12 protein-coding genes are annotated in these 6,061 nt (G+C 58.0%); all 12 read left to right on the top strand.

All coding sequences use genetic code 11. The features are described from left to right. Window positions 1-130 precede the first annotated feature (130 nt). The 12 genes from rpsJ (at window position 131) to rplN (ending at window position 6,058) form a co-directional block, all read left to right on the top strand. Window positions 131-442, top strand: coding sequence for a 30S ribosomal protein S10 (gene rpsJ / locus BCA01S_RS26650; RefSeq protein ID WP_006998489.1), 312 nt, complete (start codon window positions 131-133; stop codon window positions 440-442). A gap of 200 nt (window positions 443-642) precedes the next feature. Further along, complete coding sequence (gene rplC / locus BCA01S_RS26645; RefSeq protein ID WP_007180137.1) at window positions 643-1,302, top strand: 50S ribosomal protein L3; 660 nt, start codon at window positions 643-645, stop codon at window positions 1,300-1,302. Continuing rightward, the gene (gene rplD, locus BCA01S_RS26640) at window positions 1,302-1,922 is read left to right on the top strand and encodes a 50S ribosomal protein L4 (protein ID WP_007180136.1); all 621 of its coding nucleotides are present in this window, start codon (window positions 1,302-1,304) and stop codon (window positions 1,920-1,922) included. Before rplC ends, rplD begins: the two co-directional genes overlap by 1 nt. Beyond that, window positions 1,919-2,233 carry a 50S ribosomal protein L23 gene (gene rplW / locus BCA01S_RS26635; RefSeq protein WP_007180135.1) on the top strand — a complete coding sequence of 105 codons (315 nt, stop codon included), beginning with the start codon at window positions 1,919-1,921 and terminating at the stop codon, window positions 2,231-2,233. Before rplD ends, rplW begins: the two co-directional genes overlap by 4 nt. A 2-nt stretch (window positions 2,234-2,235) precedes the next feature. Next, window positions 2,236-3,063: a 50S ribosomal protein L2 gene (rplB, locus tag BCA01S_RS26630; RefSeq protein WP_013340740.1), complete on the top strand. Its 828-nt coding sequence runs from the start codon at window positions 2,236-2,238 to the stop codon at window positions 3,061-3,063. A 10-nt stretch (window positions 3,064-3,073) separates the two neighbouring features. Continuing rightward, entirely contained in the window at window positions 3,074-3,349 is a 276-nt protein-coding gene (gene rpsS, locus BCA01S_RS26625) for a 30S ribosomal protein S19 (RefSeq protein ID WP_004199273.1), read from the top strand. Between the two features lie 10 nt (window positions 3,350-3,359). Next, window positions 3,360-3,689 (top strand): 50S ribosomal protein L22, encoded by a 330-nt coding sequence (gene rplV / locus BCA01S_RS26620; protein ID WP_011490054.1) that lies wholly within the window; start codon window positions 3,360-3,362, stop codon window positions 3,687-3,689. 11 nt (window positions 3,690-3,700) lie between these two features. Continuing rightward, window positions 3,701-4,507, top strand: a complete 807-nt coding sequence (rpsC, locus tag BCA01S_RS26615; protein WP_020070582.1) for a 30S ribosomal protein S3 — start codon at window positions 3,701-3,703, stop codon at window positions 4,505-4,507. 2 nt (window positions 4,508-4,509) lie between these two features. Then, entirely contained in the window at window positions 4,510-4,926 is a 417-nt protein-coding gene (gene rplP, locus BCA01S_RS26610; protein WP_013340739.1) for a 50S ribosomal protein L16, read from the top strand. Window positions 4,927-4,936: 10 nt separating this feature from the next. After that, complete coding sequence (gene rpmC / locus BCA01S_RS26605) at window positions 4,937-5,131, top strand: 50S ribosomal protein L29 (protein ID WP_007180130.1); 195 nt, start codon at window positions 4,937-4,939, stop codon at window positions 5,129-5,131. Then, a complete protein-coding gene (gene rpsQ, locus BCA01S_RS26600; RefSeq protein ID WP_007180129.1) occupies window positions 5,128-5,400 on the top strand; it encodes a 30S ribosomal protein S17 in 273 nt (90 codons plus the stop codon). The genes rpmC and rpsQ overlap by 4 nt, the downstream gene beginning before the upstream one ends. 289 nt (window positions 5,401-5,689) lie before the next feature. Continuing rightward, window positions 5,690-6,058: a 50S ribosomal protein L14 gene (rplN, locus tag BCA01S_RS26595; protein WP_006052212.1), complete on the top strand. Its 369-nt coding sequence runs from the start codon at window positions 5,690-5,692 to the stop codon at window positions 6,056-6,058. Window positions 6,059-6,061: the final 3 nt, after the last annotated feature.

The following is a 6,061-nucleotide window of genomic DNA, read 5'->3' as shown; positions in this document are numbered from 1 at the left end:
AAAATCGCGGATTAACTTTGCTGTATGTGGTGCCCGGAGCCGGGCGCCGGCTCCAAGCGGGCACCCCGGCTCTACGTTCTTTTACTATCTGGCGGCGCAATACCGCCTCGCTCTTTTCCAAGGAATTGTCATGCAGAACCAGAAAATCCGCATTCGCCTGAAGGCTTTCGACTATCGCCTGATCGATCAATCGGCTGCTGAAATCGTCGACACGGCAAAGCGGACTGGCGCAATCGTTCGTGGTCCGGTGCCCCTGCCGACCCGCATTCAACGCTTCGACATCCTGCGTTCGCCGCACGTCAATAAGACGTCGCGCGATCAGCTCGAAATCCGCACGCACCAACGCCTGATGGACATCGTCGATCCGACGGACAAGACCGTCGACGCACTGATGAAGCTGGACTTGCCGGCTGGCGTGGACGTCGAGATCAAGCTGCAATAAGGCTTCGAGCGTTGCTCAGCGTCGCTGGCAACGCTAAGTCTTTGATTGCTTGCGGAAAACGAAAAGCCTCGCTATAATGCAAGGCTTTTCGCGCATTTGCGCAAAAAAGTCGGTGTGCTGCAGCATGAATTCATGCCCGAAACGGCACCGGCATTTTGTAAATTAGCCCCGACCAATCGCAGTCGGGAATGGAGAAAACGATGAGCCTTGGACTCGTAGGTCGCAAGGTTGGCATGACCCGTATCTTCACGGCAGAAGGGGATTCGATTCCCGTTACCGTGCTGGACGTGTCCGACAACCGCGTGACGCAGATCAAGACTGTTGAAACCGACGGCTACACGGCCGTGCAGGTTGCATTCGGTACGCGCCGTGCATCGCGTGTGACGAAGCCGTTGGCCGGTCATCTCGCCAAAGCCGGTGTTCAAGCCGGTGAAATCCTCAAAGAATTCCAGATCGACGCCGCTAAGGCTGCCGAGTTGTCGAACGGCACCGTAGTTGGTCCTGACCTGTTCGAAGTGGGCCAGAAGGTCGACGTGCAAGGCGTGTCGATCGGTAAGGGCTACGCCGGTACCATCAAGCGTTACAACTTCGCATCCGGCCGTGCATCGCACGGTAACTCGCGCTCGCACAACGTGCCGGGTTCGATCGGTATGGCGCAGGATCCGGGTCGTGTTTTCCCGGGTAAGCGCATGACTGGTCACATGGGTGACGACACGGTAACGGTGCAAAACCTCGAAATCGCTCGTATCGACGCTGACCGCAAGCTGTTGCTGGTCAAGGGCGCCGTTCCGGGTGCGAAGGGTGGCAAGGTATTCGTTACGCCGGCCGTGAAGACGCGTGCCGTGAAAGGAGCGAAATAATGGAACTTAAGCTCCTGAATGCCAATGGTCAGGAAGGTGCAGGCGTTAGCGCGTCGGACGTCGTGTTCGGCCGCGATTACAACGAAGCCCTGATTCACCAGGTGGTGGTTGCGTATCAAGCGAATGCCCGCAGCGGCAACCGCGCGCAGAAGGATCGTGAGCAAGTCAAGCACACGACCAAGAAGCCGTGGCGTCAGAAGGGTACGGGCCGCGCCCGTGCCGGTATGTCGTCGAGCCCGTTGTGGCGCGGCGGTGGCCGGATCTTCCCGAATTCGCCGGAAGAAAACTTTTCGCACAAGGTTAACAAGAAGATGCATCGCGCAGGTCTCTGCTCGATCTTCTCGCAGCTGGCCCGCGAAGGCCGTATCTCGGTTGTCGACGAACTGACGCTCGAAGCGCCGAAGACCAAGCTGCTGGCCGAAAAATTCAAGGCGATGGGTCTCGACTCCGTGCTGGTGATTACCGACACGGTTGACGAAAACCTGTACCTCGCGTCGCGCAACCTCGCCCATGTGGCGGTTGTCGAGCCGCGTTACGCCGACCCGCTGTCGCTGATCTACTTCAAGAAGATCCTGATCACGAAGGCTGCGGTCGCCCAGATCGAGGAGTTGCTGTCATGAGCGAGATTCGCAAAAACGATCATCGTTTGATGCAGGTCCTGCTCGCGCCGGTGATCTCCGAAAAGGCGACGCTGGTGGCCGACAAGAACGAGCAAGTCGTGTTCGAAGTTGCGCCCGATGCCACGAAGCAGGAAGTGAAAGCTGCAGTCGAGCTGCTGTTCAAGGTGGAAGTCAATTCCGTCAACGTGCTGGTCTCGAAGGGCAAAGCCAAGCGCTTTGGCCGCTTCATGGGCAAGCGCAAAGACGTGAAGAAGGCATATGTCTGCCTGAAGCCCGGCCAGGAAATCAACTTCGAAGCGGAGGCCAAGTAATCATGGCAATCGTTAAAGTTAAGCCGACTTCGCCGGGTCGCCGCGCGATGGTCAAGGTGGTCAACAAGGATCTGTACAAGGGCAAGCCGTTTGCACCGCTGCTCGACTCGCAATCCTCGACCGCCGGCCGTAACAACAATGGCCACATCACCACGCGTCACAAGGGTGGTGGTCACAAGCATCATTACCGTGTCGTCGATTTCCGTCGCAACAAGGACGGTATCGCAGCGAAGGTCGAACGTCTCGAATACGATCCGAACCGTAGCGCGAACATCGCGCTGGTTCTGTATGCGGACGGCGAGCGCCGTTACATCATCGCTCCGAAGGGTGTCACCGTCGGTCAACAACTGATGTCCGGTTCTGAAGCGCCGATCCGCGCAGGCAACACGCTGCCGATCCGCAACATTCCGGTCGGAACGACGATTCACTGCATTGAAATGCTGCCGGGCAAGGGTGCCCAAATGGCGCGTTCGGCTGGTACGTCGGCAATGTTGTTGGCTCGTGAAGGCATCTACGCACAGGTCCGCCTGCGCTCGGGTGAAATCCGCCGCGTCCACGTTGAGTGCCGCGCGACGATTGGTGAAGTTGGCAACGAAGAGCATAGCCTCCGTCAAATCGGTAAGGCTGGCGCAAACCGCTGGCGCGGTATCCGCCCGACGGTGCGCGGCGTTGCAATGAACCCGGTCGATCACCCGCACGGTGGTGGTGAAGGCAAGACGGCTGCAGGTCGCGATCCGGTGAGCCCGTGGGGCACGCCTGCTAAGGGTTATCGCACCCGCAGCAACAAGCGCACGACGAGCATGATCGTCCAGCGCCGTCACAAGCGTTAAGGAGTAGGCAATGGCACGTTCTGTAAAAAAAGGTCCGTTCTGCGACGCCCATTTGCTGAAGAAAGTTGAGGCGGCAGCAGCTTCGCGGGATAAGAAGCCGATCAAAACCTGGTCGCGTCGCTCGACGATCCTCCCGGATTTCATCGGTCTGACGATCGCCGTTCATAACGGCCGTCAACACGTTCCGGTGTACATCTCGGAAAACATGGTCGGCCACAAGCTTGGCGAGTTCGCACTGACCCGTACGTTCAAGGGTCACGCAGCCGACAAGAAGGCTAAGAAATAAGGGGCTCAAGATGGAAGTGAAAGCAATTCATCGCGGTGCCCGCATCTCGGCGCAGAAAACGCGCCTTGTGGCTGACCAGATCCGCGGTTTGCCGGTCGACAAGGCGCTGAACGTTCTGACGTTCTCGCCGAAGAAGGCTGCGGGAATCGTGAAAAAGGTCGTGCTGTCGGCGATCGCGAATGCGGAGCATAACGAAGGCGCCGATATCGATGAGCTCAAGATCACGAGCATTTACATCGACAAGGCTGCGTCGCTCAAGCGTTTTACCGCGCGCGCTAAAGGCCGCGGTAACCGCATCGAGAAGCAATCCTGTCACATCACTGTGACGGTCGGGAATTAAGGGGTCATACGATGGGACAGAAAATTCATCCGACTGGCTTCCGTTTGGCCGTCAGCCGCAATTGGGCGTCGCGTTGGTACGCGAACAACAACAATTTCGCGGCGATGTTGCAGGAAGACATCGGTGTTCGTGAATACCTGAAGAAGAAGCTGAAGAACGCTTCGGTTGGTCGCGTCGTTATCGAGCGTCCGGCGAAAAACGCGCGCATCACAATTTATAGCTCGCGTCCGGGTGTGGTCATCGGTAAGAAGGGCGAGGATATCGAGCTGCTGAAGTCGGAACTGCAACGCCGCATGGGCGTTCCGGTCCACGTCAACATCGAAGAAATCCGCAAGCCGGAAACCGATGCGCAACTCATTGCCGACTCGATCACGCAACAGCTCGAGCGCCGGATCATGTTCCGCCGCGCGATGAAACGTGCGATGCAGAACGCGATGCGTCTGGGTGCTCAAGGCATCAAGATCATGAGCGCTGGTCGTCTGAACGGTATCGAAATCGCTCGTACGGAATGGTATCGCGAAGGTCGCGTTCCGCTTCATACGCTGCGCGCAGATATCGACTACGCGACTTCGGAAGCCAAAACGACGTACGGCATCATCGGTGTGAAGGTGTGGGTCTACAAGGGCGATACGCTCGGCCGCAACGACGCACCGGTGGTTGAAGAAGTCGCCGAAGAAAAGCGTCCGCGTCGCAACGCACGTCCGGGTGGCGATCGCCGTCCGCGTCGCGATGGTGAAGGTGGTGGCCCGGCAGGTGCACGCCGTGGCGCTCCTCGTCGTGCTGGCGGTGCCGGCGGCGACGGGAAGACTGGAGAATAACGATGCTGCAACCGAAACGCAGAAAGTATCGCAAAGAGCAGAAAGGTCGTAACACCGGTGTCGCTACCCGCGGTAACGCGGTGTCGTTCGGTGAGTTCGGCCTGAAGGCTATCGGTCGTGGTCGTCTGACCGCGCGCCAGATTGAAGCGGCACGTCGTGCAATGACGCGTCACATCAAGCGTGGTGGCCGCATCTGGATCCGCATCTTCCCGGACAAGCCGATCTCGCACAAGCCGGCTGAAGTACGTATGGGTAACGGTAAAGGTAACCCTGAGTACTACGTCGCAGAGATTCAACCGGGCAAGATGCTGTACGAAATGGACGGCGTAACCGAAGAGCTGGCACGCGAAGCGTTCCGTCTGGCTGCAGCTAAGCTGCCGCTCAAGACGACCTTCATCGTGCGTCAGCTCGGCGCCTAAGGAGCAAATGATGAAGGCTTCCGAACTTCACCAGAAAGATCAGGCCGCGCTCAACAAGGAGCTGTCGGACCTGCTGAAGGCGCAATTCGGCCTGCGCATGCAACTCGCGACCCAGCAGCTCACGAACACGAGCCAGCTGAAGAAGGTTCGTCGCGACATCGCACGTGTGCGGACCGTCCTGACTGAGAAGGCGAACCAGAAATGAACGATAGCGTAAAAACCTCGCTCAAGCGGACGCTGGTCGGCAAGGTCGTCAGCAACAAGATGGACAAGACGGTCACCGTGCTGGTTGAGCACCGCGTGAAGCACCCGATCTACGGCAAGTATGTTGTGCGCTCCAAGAAGTACCATGCGCACGACGACGCGAACACGTACAACGAGGGTGACCTCGTTGAAATCCAGGAAACTCGTCCGATTTCGAAGACGAAGGCTTGGGTTGTGGCTCGCCTGGTCGAGGCTGCTCGCGTCATCTGACGCCGCTGAGTAGTAGAAGTTGTTGAAATCGCAGTAGATTTCGCTTGCAAGACCGAGATTATTTGTTATAATCTCGGTCTTCCCTCTTTATGGGAGCCCCGTCGCGGGCGAAGTTGGTGGGGGAAGCGGTTCAGGCGCCAGTCTGTCCCGAAGGATTCACCGGATTGCGATGGCGGGTTTCGTTTGCCGTCGCTGCTGTTCTAACCCAAGCAGCCGATTGGCTGACGGGACCAAGACTGACCGGGTGCGCCATGGTGGTGTGACCGGATTAAGTTGGGAAAGATAAACCATGATCCAGACCGAAACTCGGCTTGAAGTGGCCGACAACACGGGTGCGCGTGAAGTCATGTGCATCAAGGTGCTCGGCGGCTCGAAGCGTCGTTATGCCAGCATTGGCGACATCATCAAGGTGACCGTCAAAGAAGCAACGCCGCGCGGGCGCGTGAAGAAAGGCGAAATTTATAACGCTGTGGTGGTTCGCACCGCCAAGGGTGTGCGCCGTCAGGACGGCTCGCTGATCAAGTTCGATGGCAACGCCGCAGTGTTGTTGAATGCCAAGCTCGAACCTATTGGCACCCGTATTTTCGGGCCTGTCACGCGCGAGTTGCGCAGCGAACGATTCATGAAGATCGTTTCGTTGGCACCTGAAGTGCTGTAAGGA

It is taken from the genome of Paraburkholderia caledonica NBRC 102488, from assembly GCF_000685095.1.
GTDB lineage: Bacteria > Pseudomonadota > Gammaproteobacteria > Burkholderiales > Burkholderiaceae > Paraburkholderia > Paraburkholderia caledonica.
The sequence above is the reverse complement of the archived record's forward strand: the minus strand, read 5'-3'. Positions and strand labels throughout refer to the sequence as shown.